The sequence below is a fragment of the Paractinoplanes toevensis genome, from assembly GCF_018332695.1.
GTDB classification, from domain to species: Bacteria; Actinomycetota; Actinomycetes; order Mycobacteriales; family Micromonosporaceae; genus Actinoplanes; species Actinoplanes toevensis.
Map to the genome: position 1 here is coordinate 100,188 of NZ_BOQN01000070.1, position 20,210 is coordinate 120,397.

Sequence of the window (20,210 nt, forward strand, 5' to 3'; positions counted from 1 at the left end):
GTCGGACGGGGAGCCTGACACGGGGGTGTGTGTGGTGTTGTCCGATCCGATGCTCGACTCGATCATGAGCCGATCCGACTGGAGCGAGCCGGACAGCGTGCTCGGCACGTACGTGGCTCAGATGGACCGCCTCATCAACCTGGTGGAGCCGGGGGTGCCGCTCAGCCTGACCGTGCACGGCCTGCTGGTCAGCGGTGACCTGATCCCGCAGTGGCAGTGGTACGCCGAGGTCAGCGAGATGAACGACTACGAGGACGCCTTCTTCGTCGGCATGGCCGAGCACATGAAGGAGCAGTCCGACCTCGCCCACAACGCGATCCGTCAGCGGGACATCGGCGGTGAGGTGACCCACCGCCAGATGAGTGCCCTGCTGGCCCCGACGAAGTACATCCACCTGCGCAACACGCGGATCTACTCGCCGGACAGCAAGCCCGACGAGGTACGCCTGTGGCGTGGCCGGCTCTCCGACGTGTCCGGCTGGACGCCGGGGCTGGCCGCCGCATCCTGATCGGCGTCCTCGGCCTGATCGGCGTCGTCGGCCTCCTCGCCGGCCGGTTCGGCCGGCGGGGCCACCCGGCGCTTGTCCGGTGACCAGGCGAACGCCAGGGCGCTGCCGACCACCGCGAGCAGCAGACCGATGACGAAGCCGCCCAGGTTGGACGTGAGCCACGAGGCGAGCGCGAGCACGGCCGCGACGATCGAGTAGAAGACGTGCTGCTGCGGGTTGAAGATCAGCAGAACGCCGAGGACGGCGATCAGGATCGGCAGCAGATAGCCGATGAAGCCCTGCATGCCGACGTGCACGACGATCGGCAGTGGCGCCATGACGGTCAGGAAGATCTCGACGCCGCCCACCAGGACGAGCAGCCCGCCCCAGAAGGGGCGGGCGTGTCGCCAGTTCCAGAAACCGGACCCGCGCGGCATTGTCAGCAGCCGGTCGTCGAGAACGACATCCGCAGGTGCGGCAGCGTGAACTTGGCCGCGGTGGTCGCGTAGTTGTTCTGCCACAGGTTCTTGATCTGCACCGCGTCGGCCTGCTGCCCGAAGACGTAGTCGGGGCCGACGACCTCCTTGCCGGTGTTCGGGTTCTTCACCTTGTCGAAGGTGCCGGCGTCGCCGCCCACCTCGATGTTGGTGAAGTCGGCGTTGCCGTTGATCTGGTCGGAGTCGACGACCAGGGCCTTGGCCGACACCGGCGTGCCGGCGTCGCCGGCGGTGATCTTCAGGTACGCGCCGCCGAGCGAGACGCTCTGGCACAGCTTGGTCAGCGTGGCCGTGTTGATGGCCGACACGATGAGAACCTTCTGCCCACCCTCGTCGGCCAGGTTGGGATTGCCCTCGCGGGTGGAGTCCAGCGTCGCGAACTGCTCGAAGCCCTGGCCGTTCAGCTCGTCGGCGGCCACCACGAACGGCATGCCGGAGATCGAGAAGTTCGCGGCGAGCACGCCCTGGGCGGTCAGGGCCATCAGGGCGGCGGTGGCCACCCCGGTCAGGCCGAACATCACGGCGAACCGCCGCCAGCGGACACCACCGGCGGAAACAGTGTCCGGTGCACTCATCAAGCTTCTCCCTTTGTGTGCCGTAAACAATGGAGCGGAATCGAATTGTCGTTCATCGACAACGGCATTATGTAAAGTCCGCCGTCTATGTATCGCCCCGAAGTTACCGCTGAGTATGGACCGGGTCAAGGGGGTGTCTTCTCGGCTTGACGAGCAGCCTGCGAGCGGTCTATACATCGACGGCGCTGAGTATTACGTACGGTTAATTGTATTTCCGGAAATGCAGCAGCAAGCCCGGACCGGTTTCCCGCATCCCCCCGCAGGTGGCCGCCCGGGTGTCTCGTTTCCCAACGCAAGGAGGAACACCCATGCGTGCGTCCAGAAGCCTCCCGATCGCCGCGCTCGCGGCACTCTCGGTGGCGCTGGTGGCCGGCCCGGCCCGGGCCGCCGACGACGCGGTGGCCGTGCTGACCACCGGCAGTCTCGCCGGTGCGAGTGTGGCCGTCGGTGACGTGCTGAACGCCGCGGTCGCGGCCGGCACGACCGCCGACTTCACCACCGCGTCCGGCGGCACCACCGGCATCAAGTGCGCCGAGTCGGCGTTCACCGCGACCGTCGCCGACAATCCGGCCGCCCCGGGCGTGGCGACCGAGTCGGCCACCGCGCACACGTTCGCCTCGTGCACGGCCAACATCCTCGGCGTGACCAGGGTGAACAGCGTGACGGTCAACAACCTGCCGTTCGGTACCACGATCGACAGTGCGACCGGCGCCGTGACGGTCAGCGGCGCGGCCGGCGCCCCGGTGCAGACCACCCTGGTGCTCGGCACCCTGCTCGGCTCGGTGACCTGCGTCTTCCAGGCCGAAGGCGGCTCGATCAGCGGCGTCTCGTCGAACACCGGCAACTCGATCACCTTCACGAACCAGCCGTTCACGAAGTCGTCCGGGCCGGTCACCTGCCCGAGCGCGGGGTACTTCACCGCTACCTACGCCCCGGTCGTGGACACCACGGTCGAGGGCTCGCCGGTGGTCTTCGTCAACTGACGGCGCGCATGGCCGGAGCCCTCATGCCGGGGGGCTCCGGCCGTGAACGCGTTGTTTCGCCAGCGTTGACAGCGCGTCACCGGCTCGATTCAATCTTTTCCATGTCTCTATGGGAGCGCTCCCGAACGGTAGCCGTCCTCACCGCTCTCCTCGTCGGCGGTGCGGCCGCGCCGGCCCTGGCCGACGAGGTCGAGCAGGTCCGCAACGGCGGATTCGACGGCACTACCGATCCCTTCTGGTCCACCGAAGGCATGCCGATGACGCTGGTCGACGGTCAGGCCTGCGTGGACGTGCCCGGCGGCACCACCAACCGCTGGGACGTGGCGATCGGGCAGAACGATCTGCCCCTGGTCGCCGGCGAGAGTTACCGGTTCAGCTTCGACGCCGCCGGCGACGCCGGGCACGTCGTGCGGGCCATCGTCGGCCTCGCGGTCTCGCCCTACGACACCTACTTCGAGCAGTCGCCCGTGCTCGGCGGGCTGACGCACTACTCCTACACGTTCACCGCCTCGGCCGACACCGCGCAGGGGCAGGTCGGCTTCCAGCTCGGCGGCAGCGCCGATCCGTGGCACTTCTGCGTCGACAACGTCTCGCTGGTCGGCGGGGTGCCGCCCGAGGTGTACGTGCCCGACACCGGCCCGCGGGTGCGGGTCAACCAGGTCGCGTACGTGCCGTCCGGCCCCAAGACCGCGACCGTGGTGACCACCGCGACGACGCCGCTGCCATGGGTTCTGCGCGACGCGGCCGGCCGGGCGGTCGCCCGGGGTAACAGCACGCCGCGCGGCGTCGACATCTCCTCCGGCGAGAACGTGCAGACGATCGACTTCGGCCGGTATTCACGGCCGGGCTCGGGTTATACCGTTGTCGCCGACGGGGAGACGAGCCGGCCGTTCGACATCGGGACGGCGGCGTATGACAAATTGCGGGCCGACGCGCTGAAGTTCTACTACACCCAGCGCAGCGGCATCGCGATCGACGACGCGTTGCGGCCGGGCTACGGCCGGGCCGCCGGGCACGTCGACGTGGCACCCAACCAGGGCGACGGCAACGTGCCCTGCCAGGCGGGCGTGTGTGACTACACCCTCGACGTGCGCGGCGGCTGGTACGACGCGGGCGACCACGGCAAATACGTGGTCAACGGTGGCATCACCACCTGGGAGATCCTCAGCGAGTACGAACGGTCGCACGCCGTCCGGAAGGTGTCGCTCGCCATCCCGGAGAGCGGCAACCGCGTCCCGGACATCCTGGACGAGGCTCGCTGGGAGCTGAACTTCCTGCTCAGCATGCAGGTGCCGGCCGGGAAGCCGCTGGCCGGGATGGTCCACCACAAGATCCACGACCAGGCGTGGACCGGGCTGCCGCTGCTGCCCGACCAGGACCCGCAGCCGCGGGAACTGCACCCGGTCTCGACCGCCGCGACGCTCAACCTGGCCGCGGTGGCCGCGCAGGCCGCGCGGATCTACCGGCCCTACGACCGGGCGTTCGCCGACCGCGCGCTGCGGGCGGCCCGGACCGCCTACACGGCGGCCAAGGCCAACCCGGCGCTGCTCGCGCCGGAGTCCGACGGGGTGGGCGGCGGTGCCTACAACGACAGCAAGGTCAGCGACGAGTTCTACTGGGCCGCCGCCGAGCTGTACCTGACCACGGGGGAGCGGGGTTACGCCAACGACGTGCTCGCCTCGCCCGAGCACACCGCCGACGTGTTCGGCCCGGGTGCGTTCGACTGGGCCTCGACGGCCGCGGCCGGCCGCCTCGACCTGGCGTCGATCCCGAACAGACTGCCCGGCCGCAAGGCCGTCAAGGCGTCGGTGGTCGCCGGAGCCGACAAGTACCTGGCCGTGCAGAAGGCCCAGGCGTACGGGATTCCGTACGCCCCGAACAACAACATGTACGACTGGGGCTCGAACAGCACCGTCCTGAACAACATGGTCGTGCTGGCGTCGGCCTACCAGCTGACCGGGCGCCCGGTCTACCGCAGTGCCGTGCTCACCGGGCTCGACTACGTGCTCGGGCGCAACGCGCTGAACCAGTCCTACGTGACCGGGTACGGCGAGGTCAGCTCGCAGAACGAGCACAGCCGCTGGTACGCCCACGAGCTCGACCCGGCCCTGCCCAACCCGCCCGCCGGCACCCTCGCCGGTGGCGCGAACTCGTCGATCCAGGATCCGTACGCGCAGAGCAAGCTCACCGGCTGCGTCGGGCAGTTCTGCTACATCGACGACATCCAGTCCTGGTCGACCAACGAGGAGGCGATCAACTGGAACGCCGCGCTCGCGTGGATCTCGGCCTTCGTGGCCGACGTCAGCTGAGTGTGAAGATCACCGCGCCGGGGACCTGCTTCATCGAGGTCTCCGGCGCGATCTTCTCGTGGTTGTACAGGTCGCCGGGCGCCACCACCGTGCGGATGCCCCGGCTGCGGAGGAAGGCGATGCTGGCCGCGTCGGGGAACGTCCGCACCGCGCTGCGGAGGTCGTCGGCGATGACCGGGAACCCGTCGGTCAGCCCGTCGGCGAACGTGCCGGTCGGCAGGACCAGCAGCGGCTGCTGCAGCGAGGCGAGATCGACCGGCGACTGCGGCACGACGTGGAACGGCGTGATCTGGGCACCCTCGATGGCGACCAGGCCGCCCGGGATCAGCAGCGCCGCGGCCAGGAACGGTTTGAGCGCCCTGGCTTCCAGGCGCTTGACCCGGCCGGTCAGCCCGACGATCAGGCCGGCCGCGAGCAGGCCGAGGGACAGGGTCAATGCGTTCCCCAACGGCAGGCCCAGCCCGAAACCGACGGCGACCGGCGACGCCGCGACCACACCGCCGATCGCCCAGCCGGTGGCCGGCTTCGGTTGTCCCGGCAAACCCGCTCTGCTGTGATTGGTCACCGCGCGTCGCTCTCCCCGTGATGGTCGATGCATCGGTGATCGTACGGCGTGCGCGCACCTTTCCGGCCCGGAAAAATCCGGATGCGCGGTGCGTGCCTTCTTCAATACGGTGGGCTGATGTCCGCCGATGCCGCCCGCGCCGCCGAGTTTCTGTCGCAGCTTGCCGTTCCCGCCCGCTTGGCGGCCTTCGCCGAGCTGGTGAAACGGGGTAAGGACGGCGCGACCCTGGCCGAGCTGGCCTACGCGCTGGACGTGCCGATCCAGGAGGCGGGGGAGCTGCTGGCCCGGCTGTCCGGGGTGGGGCTCGCGACGGGCACCGGCAACGGCGTCTACCGGGCGTCGCCCGGCGCTCTGCGCGAGGCGGCCAACGCGGTCGACCGCTCCCAGCCGATCGCCGGTTTCCTCGCCGACTATCCGCAGCTGCGCGGCAATTTCGCGCACGGCCGCCTGACCAGCCTGCCGCCCACCATGAGCGAGCGCTATCAGCAGGTCGGCGAGCTGTTCGCGCGGTTCCTGGCGCTGGAGGGCCTGCACACCGAGGACGAGATCAACCGCCGCCTGTCCGCGGTCACCGACGACGTGGCCGGCGCCCGCCGCATGCTGGTGGAGACCGGCTGGCTGGAGCGGGACCGGGCCGGCACCACCTACGGCCCGGCCCGGCCGGTCACCGCGACGTCGTGATCAGCTCGTCGGCGACCCACCGGGCGACCCCGGCGGGGTAAGGCGCCGGCAGGCTGAGCACGAAGTGCCCGATGCCGATCTCCCGGGCCGCCGCGATCGCGTCCCGGGTCTCGCCGGGCCGGTCGTAGGAGACCGGCACCGGGATCGACCGGGTGATCCCGGCCGGGTCGCGGCCGATCTCGGCGCAGTACCGATCGAGCAGCGCGCTGCGGCTCTTCAGGTCGTCCAGGTCGGCGAAGCCGGGGATGTTCCAGATGTCGGCGTGCTCGGCGGCCAGCCGCAGCACGGCCGACGAGCGGCCGCCGCACCGGCTTCGGGTTGCAGAACGCCCCGGTGAGCCGGATGTGGTCACCGTGGAAGTCGAACGGCTTGTCCTCGCTCCACAGCCGGCGGATAACCGTGCAGGCCTCGGCGAAACTGCCCACCGCGTGCGGGGTGTCGTGGAACGGCAGGCCGTACCCGTCGTACTCGCGCCTGGCCAGCGGATGGCCGGGCCGGGAGCCGACGCCGATGCCGAACACCATCCGGCCGCCGGCCACCACGTCGACGGTCGCGGCGATCTTGGCGAGCATCGCGGGCGGCCGGAAGCGGTTGCTGGTGATCTCCGAGGTGCCGTTGCGGGCCGGGCGGGTGCTGGACGCCGGCTGCGGGACCGGGAACCTGACCCGGGCGCTGCGGCAGCGGGAGCCGGGCGAGATCGTCGCGGTGGACATGTCGCCGGTGATGCTGAAGCGGGCGCGGCGCAAGAATCCCCGGGTCACTCACCTGCGCGTCGATCTGAACGGCGACCTGGCCGCGCTGCCCGGGCAGTTCGACGCGATCGTGTGCGGGAACGTGCTCTACGCGCTGGCCGACCCGGCCCGGTCGATGGCCCGGCTCCGGGAACGGCTGGCACCGGGCGGGCGGCTCGTGGTCACCACCCCGCGCGACGGGGCCGGCACCGGGGTGATCCTGCGTGACCACATCCGATCACGGGGTGTGCTCTCGCTCGGGCGGATCATCCTGCCGCTGCTCGTCGTCGGAGTGATCAACGTGCGGCTGCTGCGCAACTCGGCGCACCACTTCCTGACCCGCGACGAGCTGCGCGACGTGCTGGGCACCGACGACATCCGGCCGACCTACAGCTCCCAGGCGTGGCTGGCGGTCTCAGTAGCGGAAGGTGCCGACCAGCGCGGTCAGGTCGGCCGCCAGCTTTGACAGGTTGGTGGCGGCCAGCTGGGTGGTGCCGGCGACGTCCGCGGTCGACGACGCCACATCGGCCACACCGGTGATCGTGTGCGCCACGTCCCCGCTGTTCGCGGCGGCCTCGGTCACCGTGCGGCTCATCTCCGCGGTCGTCGCGGTCTGCTCCTCCACCGCCGAGGCGATCGTCGTCGTGTAGTCGCCGATCTGCGTGATGACCTGCGCGATCTCACCGATCGCCGCGGCCGCCGACGCGCTCGACTGCTGGATCGCGGTGATCCGGGCGGTGATCTGCTCGGTCGCCTTGGCCGTCTCCTGGGACAGGTCCTTGACCTCGGAGGCCACCACCGCGAACCCCTTGCCCATGTCACCGGCCCGGGCGGCCTCGATGGTCGCGTTCAGAGCCAGCAGATTGGTCTGCTCGGCGATCGCGGTGATCAGCGCGACCACCTCGGTGACCTCGGCGGTCGCCGTGCCGAGGGCGGCGACCTCGACGTTGGTGCGCTCGGCGACGTTCATCGCCTGGGCCGCGACCTGCGCCGCCTGGGCCGCGTTCGACGAGATCTCACCGATCGACGCGCTCATCTGCTCGGCGCCGGCCGCGATCGAATGCACGCCCGCGTTGACCTGCTCGCTGGCCGTGCGGGCGGTCACCGCGCGGTCCGAGGCGTTCGCGGCGCCGGACTGGAGCTGGGTGCTGACGTCGTTCAGGTCCCGGGCTGCCGCGGTGAGCAGGCCGGTGGACTCGGCGATACCGCGGATCGTGGTCGCGACCTTCTCCACGAACCGGTTGAACGCGTCGGCCAGCTGCCCGGCCTCGTCGTCGCGGGCCACCGTCACCCGCTGGGTCAGATCGCCGTCGCCGTGCGAGATCTCCCGCATCCGGTCACGCAGCCGCTCGATCGGCCGCACGATCGTGCGGGCCAGGAAGAAGGCCGCCGCCCCGGCGATCAGCACGGCGACCACGGTGATCACGATGCTGACCCGCTGAGTGGTGTTCGCGGCGGCCAGGATCGTGCCGGTCGGCACCGACACCACCAGCGTCCAGGTGTCGCTCTCGCCCAGCGGCACGGCCGCGGCCACCTGCAGCGTCTCGGTGCCGCCGACGTCGACCACCCGCCGGCTGCCGGCCGTCAGCTTCTCCGCCACCGAGTCGTCGCCGGCCACCCGGGTGCCCGCGGTGCTGAACAGGGTGGCGGTGCCCGTCCCGAACGGCCTGATCCCGGCCACCAGCGTCTGCAGGGTGGTCAAGGCCATGTCAACCCCGGAAACCCCGCTGAGTACGCCGTCGCGCAGGATCGGCACCGCCACCGAGGTCATCAGCACGTCCTTGCCGCCCACCTGGTACGTGTACGGCTCGATGATCTTCTCGGCCCCGGTGTTCTTCGGGATCAGGTAGTAGTCGCCGGTGCCCTCGACGGTGTAGTCGGTCAGCGGGGCGAGACTGAGCGTGCTGCCGTCGCGGTACCAGTACGGGACGAACCGGCCGGTGGCGTCGTGGCCGGTCTTGTTGCGGTAACTCCTGTCCCGGCCGTCGAACGCGTTCGGCTCCCAGCCGGTCCAGACCCCCAGGTAATCGGTGTGCGCCGCGAGCACGGCCCGCAGCTCGGCCGACGCGATCTTGCGGCTGCCGCCGTTCGCGGACAGCGCGGCGGTGGCCTGCGCGACGTCACGGGCGGTGCCGAGGCCGCTCTGCACGACCTCCTGGACCTGGGTGGCGTTGCGCTCGGCGACCTCACCGGCGTATGCGAAACCGGTCTTCCGGGCGTCGTCGGCGTTGCGGCTGGTGATGTACCAGACCACCACCAACATGGAGACGACCAGCATCAACACCATCGAGGTGATGATCCGTACCTTGATCGTGAACCGGAACCGGCGCACCCGAACCCCCTACCGCGGGACAGACGACACCTAACTGTTCGGCACGGCGCGCGAATGACTGAACGGCTTCGCCCAGACCGATACATGGTCGGTGCTCGCCGCGGTGAACGGGGCGCGGTGCCAGTCCGACCAGCGCTCCCGCAGGCGGAGCCCGGCGATCCGGGCCATCAGATCCAGCTCGGCCGGCCAGACGTAGCGGTGCGGCGAGGAAAACTCGCGCTGCTCGCCGTCGATGATCCACCGGTGACGGGACACCGCGATCTGGGTGGCCAGGTCGTACTCCTCGACGCCGAGATGCTCCGGCGTCTCGGCGAAGACCCGGTCCCGCAGCCGGGGGATGTAATTCTCGACGACAAAGCATCCGCCGGGGCGCAGGTGTGCCGCGGCGTTCTCGAAGGCCCGCACCTGCTCGTCCTGGGTGACCAGGTTCGTGATCGTGTTCCGCAGCAGATAGACGATGTCGAACGTCCTTGTCATGTGGGCGGTCGCGTAATCGCCCACGAGCACCTCGACGCCGGTGCCGTCCAGATGGGCGGCCATGGCGGGGGAGAGCTCCATCCCGTACACCTCGAGCCCTTGATCTTGCAGGGGGATGGCGATGCGGCCGGTGCCGACGCCGAATTCCAGGGCTGAGCCGCCGCCGGGCGCCAGCCCGGCGAGGAAGCCCACCGTGGCGCCGATCAGCGCCGGGTCGAACAGCTCCGGCCACAGGGTGGCGTAGTGCGCGGCGATCCACTCGCCGAAGTGAGTCTCGGCCATGCGATCAGTCTGCCGGCCCAGGGACCGGTCGTGTCCGACCTCGACCCTCGTGGCCGGCCTGTGTCCAGGCTGCCCGGTCCCGGTCGCCGATCCGGTGGAACCAGCCGCCGATGCCCTCCTCGCCGGTCGGGTCCTGCCGGACACGCTGCCGGAGGTCCGGTACGAGGAGGCGGATAACCTCAGCGACATCCTCCGATGGTTACCGGGTTGTTGATCTGTGGTCTAGGCAACGTCCGACAGGAATGTTTCCATCTGTACGTACCGCGGACGCCTGTCCGCAACTATGCACTCCCATGATCCACCCAGCGCGCACCGGTTGCGGTCGCGCAGAAGGAGGACACCAACAGTGCGCACCCCTGTCGGCCGTACCCTGGCCGTTGTCATTGCCGCCACCACGGCCGTCGCCGTCGCGGCCTGCTCGCCGCCGGAGAAGAAGAAGGACGAGGCCGCCGGTAGCGCCGCCACCGCCACCAGCGCCGCCGACCTCGGCGGGCTCGATGCCCTGATCGCCGCGGCCAAGAAGGAGGGCGAGCTCAACGTCATCGCGCTGCCGCCGACCTGGGCGAACTACGGCGAGATCATCAAGGCCTTCGGCGACAAGTACGGCATCAAGGTCAACTCGGCCCAGCCGGACGGCTCCAGCCAGGACGAGATCAACGCCGCCAACCAGCTCAAGGGCCAGGACAAGGCGCCGGACGTGTTCGACCTCGGCGGATCCGTCGCCTCGGCCAACACGGCGATGTTCGCGCCGTACAAGGTCGCCACGTTCGCCGACGTCCCGGACGCCCTCAAGGAGGCCGCCGGCACCTGGGTCAACGACTACGGCGGCTACATGTCGATCGGCTACGACAGCGCCAAGGTCCCGGCCCCGACCAGCGTGGCCGACCTGCTGAAGCCTGCGTACAAGGGCAAGGTCGCGCTGAACGGTGACCCGACGCAGGCCGGTGCCGCGTTCGGTGGCGTGCAGATGGCCGCGATCGCCAACGGCGGTTCGGCCGACGACATCACCAAGGGTGTCGAGTTCTTCGGCAGCCTCAAGAAGGCCGGCAACTTCCTGCCGGTCGACCCGACCGCCGCGACCATCGAGTCCGGACAGACCCCCGTCGTGTTCGACTGGGACTACCTGAACGTCGCCGAGGCCGCCAAGGTCAAGACCTGGAAGACGTTCGTGCCGTCCGGCGCGGTGCTCGGCTCGTACTACGTGCAGGCGATCAGCAAGGACGCCCCGCACCCGGCCGCCGCGCGGCTGTGGGAGGAGTTCCTCTACTCCGACGACGGCCAGAACCTGTGGCTGAAGGGCGGAGCCCGCCCGGTCCGCGCCGAGGCCATGCAGAAGGCCGGCACGATCGACGCGACCGCGTTCGCCGCGCTGCCGAAGATCGAGGGCACCCCGGTCGTCCCGACCGAGGCGCAGAACACCAAGGCCAAGGAATACCTGACGGCGAACTGGGCCAAGACCGTTGGCTAGTCAGGCCGTAGCGGCCCCGCGGCGCAGGCCGCGGGGCACCGCCCTGCTGGGGACGGTGCCGTTCTTCGCGTACGTGACGATCTTCCTGATCATCCCGACGCTGGTCGTGGTGATCGGGGCGTTCGCCGGTGACGACGGCGGGGTCAGTCTCGCCAACGTCCGGGCGCTGACCAACGACTACATCCTGGACGCGTTCGGGCGCAGCATCGTGCTGTCCGCGGTGAGCGCCCTGATCGGCGCGATCGGCGGGGCCCTTCTCGCGTACGCCCTGGTCACCGCCGGGGGAACGATCAGGCGCATCGTCACCTCGGCGGCCGGCGTTCTCGCGCAGTTCGGCGGTGTCACCCTGGCGTTCGCGTTCCTGGCGACGATCGGCCTGAGCGGTTTCGTCACGGTGTGGCTCAAGGACCATCTGAGCCTGGACATCTACTCCGGCGGCGTCTGGCTGTTCGAGCTGCCCGGACTGATCCTGGTCTACACGTACTTCCAGATCCCGCTGATGCTGATCGTGTTCCTGCCGGCCTTGGACGGCATCCGTCCGCAGTGGCGGGAGGCGTGCGAGAACCTCGGCGCGACCACCTGGCAGTACTGGACCCGGGTCGCCGGGCCGCTGCTCGCACCGGCCTTCCTCGGTTCCACGCTGCTGCTGTTCGCCAACGCCTTCTCGGCCTACGCGACGGCCGCCGCCCTGGTCAGCCAGGGCAGCCCGATCATCCCGTTGCAGATCCGCGGTGCCCTGACCAGCGAGGTCGTCCTCGGCCAGCAAAATCTGGGCAAGGCGATGGCGCTCGGCATGGTGATCGTGGTGGCGGTCGTGATGGGGCTCTACTCGCTGCTGGAGAGAAGGACCGCGAAATGGCTGGGGTGATCGCGGCCCGGAGGCGGAGACAGCGCGTCTTCCGCTGGACCGTTCTCGTCGTACTCGGCATCTTCTTCCTGTTGCCGCTGGCCGCGATGCTCGAGTTCAGCACCCGCAACTCGGAGACGTGGCCGCTGCTGGTCAACTGGCCGAAACTCAGCGACACCTATCCCGACCTGGCCGAGGGCATCGTGTCCTCGCTGGAACAGGCCGCACTCACCGCGGTTCTGATGCTCGTGCTGCTCGTCCCGACCGCGATCTGGGTGCGGCTGCGCCTGCCCAGGCTGCGGCGGCTCGTCGAGTTCCTGTGCCTGCTGCCGCTGACCATTCCGGCGATCGTGCTGGTGGTGGGCCTCGCGCCGGTCTACGCCTGGGTCACGTACTTCCTCGGCGGTTCCTCGCTCACGCTGGTCTTCGCGTACACCATCCTGGTTCTGCCCTATGCCTACCGGGCCATCGACGCCGGCCTCTCGGCCATCGACGTCAAAACCCTCGCGGAGGCGGCCCGCAGCCTCGGCGCCGGCTGGACGACGGTGATCGTACGGGTGGTGCTGCCCAACATCCGCTCGGCCGTGCTGTCCGCCGCGTTCCTCACCGTCGCCCTGGTGCTCGGCGAGTTCACCATCGCGTCCCTGCTCAACCGCACCAACCTGCAGGTCTCCATCGAGTTGCTCGGCAAGAGCAGCGCCACCATGTCGGTCGCGGTCTCCCTCGCCGCGCTGCTGCTGGCGTTCGTCCTGCTGATGCTGCTGTCGCTGGCCGGCGGTTCCAAGAAGGAGTCGAAATGACCGGCGTAGCCGTACACCTGGAAGGGCTGCGCCGCACGTTCGGTTCGGTGCACGCCCTGGACAACCTCGACCTGGAGATCGCGGCGGGCGAGCTGATCGCCCTGCTCGGTCCGTCCGGCTGCGGCAAGACCACCGCCCTGCGGGTGCTGGCCGGCCTGGAGGACGCCGACGGCGGACGGGTGCTGGTCGGCGGCAAGGACGTCACCGCGCTGCCCGCCAACCGCCGCGACATGGGCATGGTGTTCCAGGCGTACAGCCTGTTCCCGCACCTGACCGCGGCGGAAAATGTGGAGTTCGGGCTGAAGCTGCGCGGCCGCCGCCGGGTCCCCGGCCGGGCCGCCGAGATGCTCGAACTGGTCGGCCTGTCGTCGCACGGCGGCCGCTACCCGCATCAGATGTCCGGCGGGCAGCAGCAGCGGGTGGCGCTCGCCCGCGCCCTCGCCATCGAACCGGCGGTGCTGCTGCTCGACGAGCCGCTGTCCGCCCTCGACGCCAAGGTCCGGGTCCAGCTCCGCGAGGAGATCAAACGGATCCAGACCGAGGTCGGCACCACCACCCTGTTCGTCACCCACGACCAGGAGGAGGCGCTGGCGGTCGCCGACCGGGTCGGCGTGATGCGGGCCGGCCGCCTGGAGCAGCTGGACACGCCGGCCGAGGTCTACCAGCGGCCGGTCAGCGCGTTCGTCGCCGACTTCGTGGGCCTGAGCAACCGGCTGCCCGGAACGGTCACCGGTCCGGTCATCTCCGTGCTGGGCACGGAGCTGCCGCTGGTCACCCCCGGTGCCGACGGTGCGGCCACTGCTTTGGTACGGCCGGAAGCGGTCGACGTGACACCGGCTCCGGACGGCGCCGGCCGCGTCCTGACCAGCAGTTTCCTGGGCCCGACCAGCCGGGTGATCGTGACCGTCGGAGAGACGCTGGTCGTTGCCCAGGTGGCCAGCTCGCAACTGCCCGCCCTGACTCCCGGAACCGCCGTCACCGTGAACTTCCACCCCGTACCCGTAGCCTTGGATCTCTGAGAAAGTCGTATCAGTTTCGCGTTTCGCCTGCGACGGGACATACCTGTTCGTACGGTCGGTAACCGTGCTGAAAAGACTGATTGCCGCCCTGCTCAGCGTGGTCGTCCCGGTAGCCGTCCTACCGGGGCGATCGGCCCTGGCCGCCCCCGCGGCGGTCCGCCCCGGTTCGGTGTGGCACGTGGTCGCCCCCGGCGAGACCATGCGCGGCATCGCCCGAGCGGCCGGCCTGCGCATGGCCGACATCGGCCGCTGGAACCAGATAGTCCCGCCCTACCCCGTGCACGTCGACGAAACACTGCGCCTGACCCCGCCGAGAGTGCAGCTGCGGGACTGGCGCACGCACGTCGACCTGGTCACTCCGCCCATGGTCAACTGGAACCCGGCCAGCCGCTGCCCGGTGCCACCGGCCGCGCTGCGCAAGGTCTGGGTCTCCTACATCGACCTGCAGGGCAACTACCACGACGGCAGCATCATCGTGCACCGCGACGTGGTCCCCCGAGTGCAGAAGATCTTCTTCACCCTGTTCCGCTGGCGCTACCGCATCATGGCGATGGCCCCCATGTCGGTGAACATGCCCGGCGAGCGAAACATGGGCATCGTGACGGCGGGTTACAGCTGCCGCCCGGTAGGCGGCACCACGGTCTGGTCGGAGCACGCCTACGGCACCGCGATCGACATCAACCCGCTGCAGAACCCGATGATCCGAGGCGGTTCAATCTCGCCGGAGGGCGGCCACCGCTACCTGAACCGCAGCAGCTACAACATCGGCATGATCCACGCCGAGGGGGCAGCGCGGGCCTTCACCCGGAACGGCTACTTCTGGGGCGGCCAGTGGCGAAGCCTGAAGGACTACATGCACTTCAGCCTCACCAACCGCTAGTGACCTGGCCATCTGTAGATCGTCTGACCCGTTGGGCCGTGGCTGGGCCGTCGAACCCGTCCGGGCCGCGAAACAGCCCATCGAGCGCCCGACGCGCTCTTCCGGGGCTTTCGGGCATCAGATGTGCGTACACCCGCAACGTGAAGGCCGCGTCCGCGTGGCCCAGCCACTCTGCGACCGCCTTGATGTTCTCGCCCGCGTCCAGCAGCACCGAGGCGTAGAAGTGCCGAAGCGCGTGCAGCCCGTTGCTGCGCCGGACCTCGACACCCGCACCTCGAGGCGCCGGATGCCATGCCGTGGCGGCGAACACGTGTTGCCGGAGCACGGTGCGGAGTGTCGTTGTGAAGACCAACGGCACGGTGACCGGATCCCCGAGCTTGGGATCTTCCCATGGCAGGGTCACTGGCGCCGGCGGGAAGGCGGCGAGGTGCCCCTGCACTGCCTCGGAGACGGACTCCGGCAGAGGTACCTGCCGTTCCTTGTCGTTCTTGGGCAGGCCGAAGACCATGCGACTGCCGACCCTCTTGACCTGCCGCCGGATCGTCAGCCAGCCACTATCGAAGTCGAAGTCCTCGGATGACAAACCGAAGATTTCGCCGAGGCGGGCGCCGCACCCCGCGCCTACGTCGACAATGGGCCGGTAGTGCGGTCGAAGACCAGCCCGGGCAGAGGCAACTACAGGCATTGTCCACGGCACGATTTTCGGCGAAACCGGCACCGGAGCGGTGACCGACTTCGCGGCACACGGATTCTTACCGATAAGCCCGTCGTCAACGGCCGCCGTGAGGATGAGTTTCTGTCGGAGGTGGAGGCCGACAAGAGCCGGGGTACCTACCTTGACCCGGCAGCGGGAAAGGCACTCGAACGCCACGTAGATCATCACTCGACCCGTGTCCGGATGAACCCGTTCGCCGAGACTGCCGACCGACCGCAGTACGAGCCCGGTCTCCTCGAACGCCTCCCGGGCGGCCGCCTGCTCACCAGACTCACCGGGTTCGACCTTCCCAGCGGGGAACTGCCACGAGAGCCGGCCTTCTGCCACCGCCCGGCGGATCAGCAGAACCTTCCCGTCATCGACCACTACGGCCGCCGCGACCTGGCCGTCGCTCATGGACACCTGCCTAGCTCGGTTCGAGGGATGCTGACTCGCACACTGCCAGGACGGTCCTCACTCAAGATCCCTGAGCTGCGATGCGCCTACCTGCCCAAACGTCGGTTGACATCCCGTGGTTCCCCGCTACACCCCGGATCTGACCGGCTCATCTGGCACGGATCTGGCATGACAGGCAGTGTCCGTGATCCCTCGCTTGTAAGTCCTGGGCGATCCGTCCGACGGCGTCCGTGTATGACCGCGACCTCGGAGGGCCGTCCATCGGTGAGTCGCTCTAGCCGAGATCATCCGGTTCGGTTGCTGTCAGCACGATCGAACCCGCGACCAAGGGATTCGGGGCAGTGCAGTTCGGCTCGGCGCGCAGCAACGCCGGCCAACCGGCGAAAAGCCTCCCTACTTGACCTGTCCAGCTTGCGCTAACATGGCCGGCTTGCTCGGCGGTCCTACCATGGTTGTGGCGAAGGGCGGAGCATGGATATCGGTGAGGGATGGCGGCGGCGGCGTTCCGGTCTGCTACTCCCAGGACAGTCGGGCCGAGACATCAGTGATGAGGGTAGATCGCCGTCGACTGCCGTTCCTTCTCCCGAAGGCGGGTCTTCTGGGGCCTCGCGTAGTTCGCTCTGGATTGCTCTGGTCGCCCTCGTCGTGTCCATAGCCTCGGTGCTGGCGCAAGTTGTCGCGTTCGTAGACCAACGCAACGATCGCGAAGACCAACAGGCAAAGAAGAATGCGTCACGGGTTCAATTGTGGACGGGCGAGCGCGATGGCAAACTTGCCGTACTCGTGCAGAACGGATCGTCCGTAGCGCTCACATTTGTGTTTCTGATGTGGGAGAACCCTGTCAACACGGAACCAAAAATCCAAATAACGGCGGTCGTTGAGCAGAAACTTGAGCCCTGTACCCGCTGGACGCTTGGCCTTGACCATCCGAAATTCGCTCCAGTGCGAGAGCTCTTCCTGGATGGCGTCGCGTTCATAGACGCAAACGGCGCGTGGAAGGTGGATTCCCTCCTCGGCGAGTTGGAGGGGCCACACTACGGGCCGCCCAAGCCGGATCAAGTCTTGATCGTTCCGTGGGAGTCTTCGTACATGACAGCGGAGGCGATCGAGGGATGTTCGGTGTCAGGATGACCCCGATGAGCCGGAAATCGGCGTGCTGATGTGTCGGAACTGAGCTGAAGATTCAGCGTACAGCCTGGTCGGGGCACTCGACCTCTTCCGTGTCAAGGAACGATCATGGCGGCGTGGGCTGCTACCGCGTACGCCTTGAACTGGGCGTTCGGTCCGGCGACGTCCATGGACGTCCGAACTTAACCGTCCCGGTTGTCACTAGTTAGTCACTCACCTGATGCTCAAGCTGACTGTCACTGCGATGCGGGTTAAAGTCGATCCGTGGGGACGTCACCAAAGCCGCCTCGTTGGCGGCGCGCGAGGCCGTATGTGGCTGCCGCTGGTATGGCGTTCGCCGTAGCGATCAACGAGGTTCAAAAGATCTTCGCTGGGTATTCCCAATCTCCGGAGCCTCAACAGCTTTGGCTCGCCGTTGGCGTGTGCGCTCTCTCGGCGCTTCTTGCGGGTTCCGCGACGTGGCCGCGCAGGGAGCAGATGCACTCTTGCGCCGTAAAAAAACGGCGCCAGGACTACGCTCTGTGCTCCTAAAGCAGCTCTCTCCGTTAGCTAGTCGGACTTGTCCGACCTACGCGCTTGGTGAGGTGTAGCGACAGGAGCGCAGCAGACATTGGTCCGCACGACTCCTTGACCCCCAGGCCAACTTATGATCTTGGATGAGTTTGGTCAACGCGCGTCTGACCTGCGTCGGTCAGTCCGCCAGCGTCCATAGTTGTTCGCCATGATCGCTGGCGATTGTCACCCAGTTAGTCACTCACTGGCTCTAAATGTCACGATCGGCAACGTGTGTCGCACGCCAGGAACGCCACCGATCACCTACCGCTATTTCCTGCCGGCCCGCAGGAGCATCGGGTTGTGCGATCGGCACATAAGGCTTGCGTGGATTTTTCGACATGATCACATGGACCGGAACGCCGCGCCTGTACTCCCTGATGACGCCGACCCAGATCACCAGCATGCTGGCAGCCGCAAGCGCGAAGTATGTGCGTTCCGGGGATTCCGGGGTCACGTAGGCGCCTACACCGAGCCCGGCCACGCCCACCAACCACGCCGTGAGCCAGGCGCGTTCGCGGAGCCGGTACGTCACTCGTCGCGACCGCGAGACCGCAAACAGCATGACCATGAGGGCTAGTAACAGGAAGAGCCCGGCTGTCAGGACGGCTGCTCGGTTCTTCGGCAGTAGCCCGAACAGCACGCCTATCGGGTACAGGATCGCCGCAGCAACGAGGTTGGCCACGACGTTGACGCGAACCCCCCGCCAGAACGTCACGAACCTCTGCCATTGATCCTCTTCGCCGGAAGCGTCGTTCTGGGCCACGCCGTCGACCGTAGGACCGCGGTGCTACAGCCGGCCACTGCAAGCGAACAGCGGATACGTTCACTGTCAGCTTGGGAACCGTCTTGATCAGCGTCCCGGGTTTGCAGTTGACCTGGACCGTCGCGGTGCAGTGGTGCGGCCCGTCAGGGCAATCAAAGCCGATGTTGCCCCTTGTTGACCGGCCGAGCGGGCACGTGGTGGGCACGCACCGAGGCAGTCCGCTGTCGGCGCTCGGCAACTCGGGACGGCCGGAGTGGCTCGCTATCAGTGGCTACAAGCCGCCATTGGTTGACTGATTGATCGCCCGCGCTAACTGTTGGCCGATCGCCGTCGGCGCCGTCGCGCAGCGAGAAGGTATCCAGCGGTAAAACCTAGAGTAAGAAGGAGGGTGGCCCCTAACGCCCAGAGAATAGTAGCGAGGGAGAGAGATCCCGTCTGGAGTGCCAGATTGGTCAGCACACCTGCCAGAAATCCCAAAACCGTCCCGAGAGTAGCTTGGACTCCGCGGCGGTATCTAGCGAAGCGGCGACGCTCGGCGGCGGGGCCGTTTACCGTCTCGGTCTGGTGCCTTGATACGGAACGAGCAAGACGGAATGAAGCAAACCAGAATCGCACCGCAGTCAATAACTTGGTTAGCTGCCCAGGAGTTTCGTTGAGAAGCGCTCCCCATTCCTCAGCGCGGTGTTCGCGGCTAGGATCGTGAATACGGTACGCGGCAGCCTTAATAATCCGTTGCGCCAGCCACCCGGCTACGCCTGACAGCTCGTTGACGAACAGACTCACAACGACAACAGCTGCGAGGCCGAGGAAGAACTCCTGCATTTCAGGCACCCCCTACGCTGGCGGCGAGTAACAACGAGACCTCTAGTGCCCCGACTGCTACGAGATGAGGAACGGTGTACGTGAAGGCAATTCGCCGAAATCCTGCATCTCGTTCCTTTCCTGCGACGAAAGACATGCCCCAGAGTGCAAGCGCAATCACAAGTGTTAGTGTCATTAGATTCAGAAGGTCATCAGCGACCCTTGGGCCTGAGGACTGTGCGATATCAGACGCTTTTATCAGAGTGTTGAACAGTGCAGCTATTAGCAGCTCTGGCCATACTATGAAGACGCTCTCGTTCAGCGGTTCCCGGCGCATGTTAGCGGTGATGTAGCGGATGAACATGCCCATTCCGGCAGTGACCAAGGGGATGACAAGCATTCGGAATGCCTGACTCATCAAGATCTCTTTCAACGTCCACCCCGTCTCGGGTGCGCGGCACACGTCATCACGGCGGGAGCTTAGCGGATGCTGCACCGAGGAGGTATTCGGTCATCCTCCAAACGTGCAGCGGACAGTCTTCATGATCGAATAGTCGGGCGATACCCTGTCTGTTACCGAACGGCGAGCATCCGTAAGCCCGACGAGCCATCGATCGAGGAATCATCCCGGTTGTCTGGGCTCCGCCGGAGTGAAATGCTCGAAGCTTGGCAGTTAGCGACTTCGTACCTTGAACTTGGCATCCTGCGCCTGTTGGACTGCCCGCTCCTTGGGTCTGAACGCACAGAGAGACTCGACTTTCACCGAGGACGCAACGGGCGCGCCGTACTGATCCTTCGTTTGTAGGTGCTGGGCGAGTCGTCCGGCACAGTCCGTGCGCGGTCGTGACCTCGGAGAGCCCTCCATCGGCAGGTCGCCGCGCGGCCGAGATCATCCAGGGTGGGCCTGCCCCGTTTTGAC

Annotated in this window: 20 protein-coding genes; 11 read left to right on the forward strand and 9 right to left on the reverse strand. The window is 67.7% G+C overall.

What is annotated here, in order from left to right; genetic code table 11:
• The first annotated feature begins 34 nt into the window (after window positions 1-34).
• The gene (locus Ato02nite_RS27835; RefSeq protein WP_246607471.1) at window positions 35-508 is read left to right on the forward strand and encodes a GvpU-like protein; all 474 of its coding nucleotides are present in this window, start codon (window positions 35-37) and stop codon (window positions 506-508) included.
• Here Ato02nite_RS27835 and Ato02nite_RS27840 read toward each other — a convergent pair.
• On the reverse strand, window positions 412-924 hold the full coding sequence (locus tag Ato02nite_RS27840; RefSeq protein ID WP_246607472.1) for a DUF6114 domain-containing protein: 513 nt from the start codon (window positions 922-924) through the stop codon (window positions 412-414). The two genes, Ato02nite_RS27835 and Ato02nite_RS27840, sit on opposite strands and share 97 nt — an antisense overlap.
• Before the next feature lie 2 nt (window positions 925-926).
• Window positions 927-1,559: a DUF6230 family protein gene (locus Ato02nite_RS27845; RefSeq protein WP_213009585.1), complete on the reverse strand. Its 633-nt coding sequence runs from the start codon at window positions 1,557-1,559 to the stop codon at window positions 927-929.
• A 308-nt stretch (window positions 1,560-1,867) separates the two neighbouring features.
• Between Ato02nite_RS27845 and Ato02nite_RS27850 the strand changes: the two genes are divergently transcribed.
• Window positions 1,868-2,542, forward strand: coding sequence for a Tat pathway signal sequence domain protein (locus Ato02nite_RS27850; protein ID WP_213009586.1), 675 nt, complete (start codon window positions 1,868-1,870; stop codon window positions 2,540-2,542).
• Window positions 2,543-2,643: 101 nt separating this feature from the next.
• A complete protein-coding gene (locus Ato02nite_RS27855) occupies window positions 2,644-4,851 on the forward strand; it encodes a glycoside hydrolase family 9 protein (protein WP_213009587.1) in 2,208 nt (735 codons plus the stop codon).
• On the opposite strand, the gene Ato02nite_RS27860 is transcribed toward Ato02nite_RS27855, so the two are convergent.
• Window positions 4,844-5,392: a hypothetical protein gene (locus Ato02nite_RS27860; RefSeq protein WP_213009588.1), complete on the reverse strand. Its 549-nt coding sequence runs from the start codon at window positions 5,390-5,392 to the stop codon at window positions 4,844-4,846. The two genes, Ato02nite_RS27855 and Ato02nite_RS27860, sit on opposite strands and share 8 nt — an antisense overlap.
• Before the next feature lie 141 nt (window positions 5,393-5,533).
• Here Ato02nite_RS27860 and Ato02nite_RS27865 point away from each other — a divergent pair, with 141 nt between their 5' ends.
• Entirely contained in the window at window positions 5,534-6,097 is a 564-nt protein-coding gene (locus Ato02nite_RS27865; RefSeq protein ID WP_213009589.1) for a DUF2087 domain-containing protein, read from the forward strand.
• Here Ato02nite_RS27865 and Ato02nite_RS51905 read toward each other — a convergent pair.
• Window positions 6,061-6,669 carry an LLM class flavin-dependent oxidoreductase gene (locus tag Ato02nite_RS51905; RefSeq protein WP_246607473.1) on the reverse strand — a complete coding sequence of 203 codons (609 nt, stop codon included), beginning with the start codon at window positions 6,667-6,669 and terminating at the stop codon, window positions 6,061-6,063. The genes Ato02nite_RS27865 and Ato02nite_RS51905 overlap by 37 nt on opposite strands.
• Here Ato02nite_RS51905 and Ato02nite_RS27875 point away from each other — a divergent pair.
• The gene (locus Ato02nite_RS27875; protein WP_246607474.1) at window positions 6,608-7,294 is read left to right on the forward strand and encodes a class I SAM-dependent methyltransferase; all 687 of its coding nucleotides are present in this window, start codon (window positions 6,608-6,610) and stop codon (window positions 7,292-7,294) included. The genes Ato02nite_RS51905 and Ato02nite_RS27875 overlap by 62 nt on opposite strands.
• Here Ato02nite_RS27875 and Ato02nite_RS27880 read toward each other — a convergent pair.
• Together Ato02nite_RS27880 and Ato02nite_RS27885 are read right to left on the reverse strand one after the other, a co-directional pair.
• Window positions 7,244-9,160, reverse strand: a complete 1,917-nt coding sequence (locus Ato02nite_RS27880) for a methyl-accepting chemotaxis protein (protein ID WP_213009592.1) — start codon at window positions 9,158-9,160, stop codon at window positions 7,244-7,246. The genes Ato02nite_RS27875 and Ato02nite_RS27880 overlap by 51 nt on opposite strands.
• A 30-nt stretch (window positions 9,161-9,190) precedes the next feature.
• On the reverse strand, window positions 9,191-9,919 hold the full coding sequence (locus tag Ato02nite_RS27885) for a class I SAM-dependent methyltransferase (RefSeq protein WP_213009593.1): 729 nt from the start codon (window positions 9,917-9,919) through the stop codon (window positions 9,191-9,193).
• A gap of 346 nt (window positions 9,920-10,265) precedes the next feature.
• Between Ato02nite_RS27885 and Ato02nite_RS27890 the strand changes: the two genes are divergently transcribed.
• The 5 genes from Ato02nite_RS27890 to Ato02nite_RS27910 all read left to right on the forward strand — a co-directional run bounded on the left by Ato02nite_RS27890 (window position 10,266) and on the right by Ato02nite_RS27910 (window position 14,933).
• Window positions 10,266-11,387 (forward strand): ABC transporter substrate-binding protein, encoded by a 1,122-nt coding sequence (locus tag Ato02nite_RS27890; protein ID WP_246607475.1) that lies wholly within the window; start codon window positions 10,266-10,268, stop codon window positions 11,385-11,387.
• Window positions 11,388-11,442: 55 nt separating this feature from the next.
• Window positions 11,443-12,255, forward strand: a complete 813-nt coding sequence (locus Ato02nite_RS27895; RefSeq protein WP_246607476.1) for an ABC transporter permease — start codon at window positions 11,443-11,445, stop codon at window positions 12,253-12,255.
• Entirely contained in the window at window positions 12,243-13,034 is a 792-nt protein-coding gene (locus tag Ato02nite_RS27900; protein ID WP_213009596.1) for an ABC transporter permease, read from the forward strand. Before Ato02nite_RS27895 ends, Ato02nite_RS27900 begins: the two co-directional genes overlap by 13 nt.
• Complete coding sequence (locus Ato02nite_RS27905) at window positions 13,031-14,053, forward strand: ABC transporter ATP-binding protein (RefSeq protein ID WP_213009597.1); 1,023 nt, start codon at window positions 13,031-13,033, stop codon at window positions 14,051-14,053. Before Ato02nite_RS27900 ends, Ato02nite_RS27905 begins: the two co-directional genes overlap by 4 nt.
• Window positions 14,054-14,117: 64 nt before the next feature.
• Window positions 14,118-14,933, forward strand: a complete 816-nt coding sequence (locus Ato02nite_RS27910; protein ID WP_246607477.1) for a M15 family metallopeptidase — start codon at window positions 14,118-14,120, stop codon at window positions 14,931-14,933.
• On the opposite strand, the gene Ato02nite_RS27915 is transcribed toward Ato02nite_RS27910, so the two are convergent.
• Window positions 14,920-16,044, reverse strand: coding sequence for an NUDIX domain-containing protein (locus tag Ato02nite_RS27915; protein ID WP_213009598.1), 1,125 nt, complete (start codon window positions 16,042-16,044; stop codon window positions 14,920-14,922). The two genes, Ato02nite_RS27910 and Ato02nite_RS27915, sit on opposite strands and share 14 nt — an antisense overlap.
• A gap of 660 nt (window positions 16,045-16,704) precedes the next feature.
• Here Ato02nite_RS27915 and Ato02nite_RS27920 point away from each other — a divergent pair.
• A complete protein-coding gene (locus Ato02nite_RS27920; protein ID WP_213009599.1) occupies window positions 16,705-17,175 on the forward strand; it encodes a hypothetical protein in 471 nt (156 codons plus the stop codon).
• Window positions 17,176-17,935: 760 nt separating this feature from the next.
• On the opposite strand, the gene Ato02nite_RS27925 is transcribed toward Ato02nite_RS27920, so the two are convergent.
• Together Ato02nite_RS27925 and Ato02nite_RS27930 are read right to left on the reverse strand one after the other, a co-directional pair.
• Window positions 17,936-18,490: a hypothetical protein gene (locus Ato02nite_RS27925; protein WP_213009600.1), complete on the reverse strand. Its 555-nt coding sequence runs from the start codon at window positions 18,488-18,490 to the stop codon at window positions 17,936-17,938.
• A gap of 823 nt (window positions 18,491-19,313) precedes the next feature.
• On the reverse strand, window positions 19,314-19,709 hold the full coding sequence (locus Ato02nite_RS27930; RefSeq protein ID WP_213009601.1) for a hypothetical protein: 396 nt from the start codon (window positions 19,707-19,709) through the stop codon (window positions 19,314-19,316).
• Window positions 19,710-20,210: the final 501 nt, after the last annotated feature.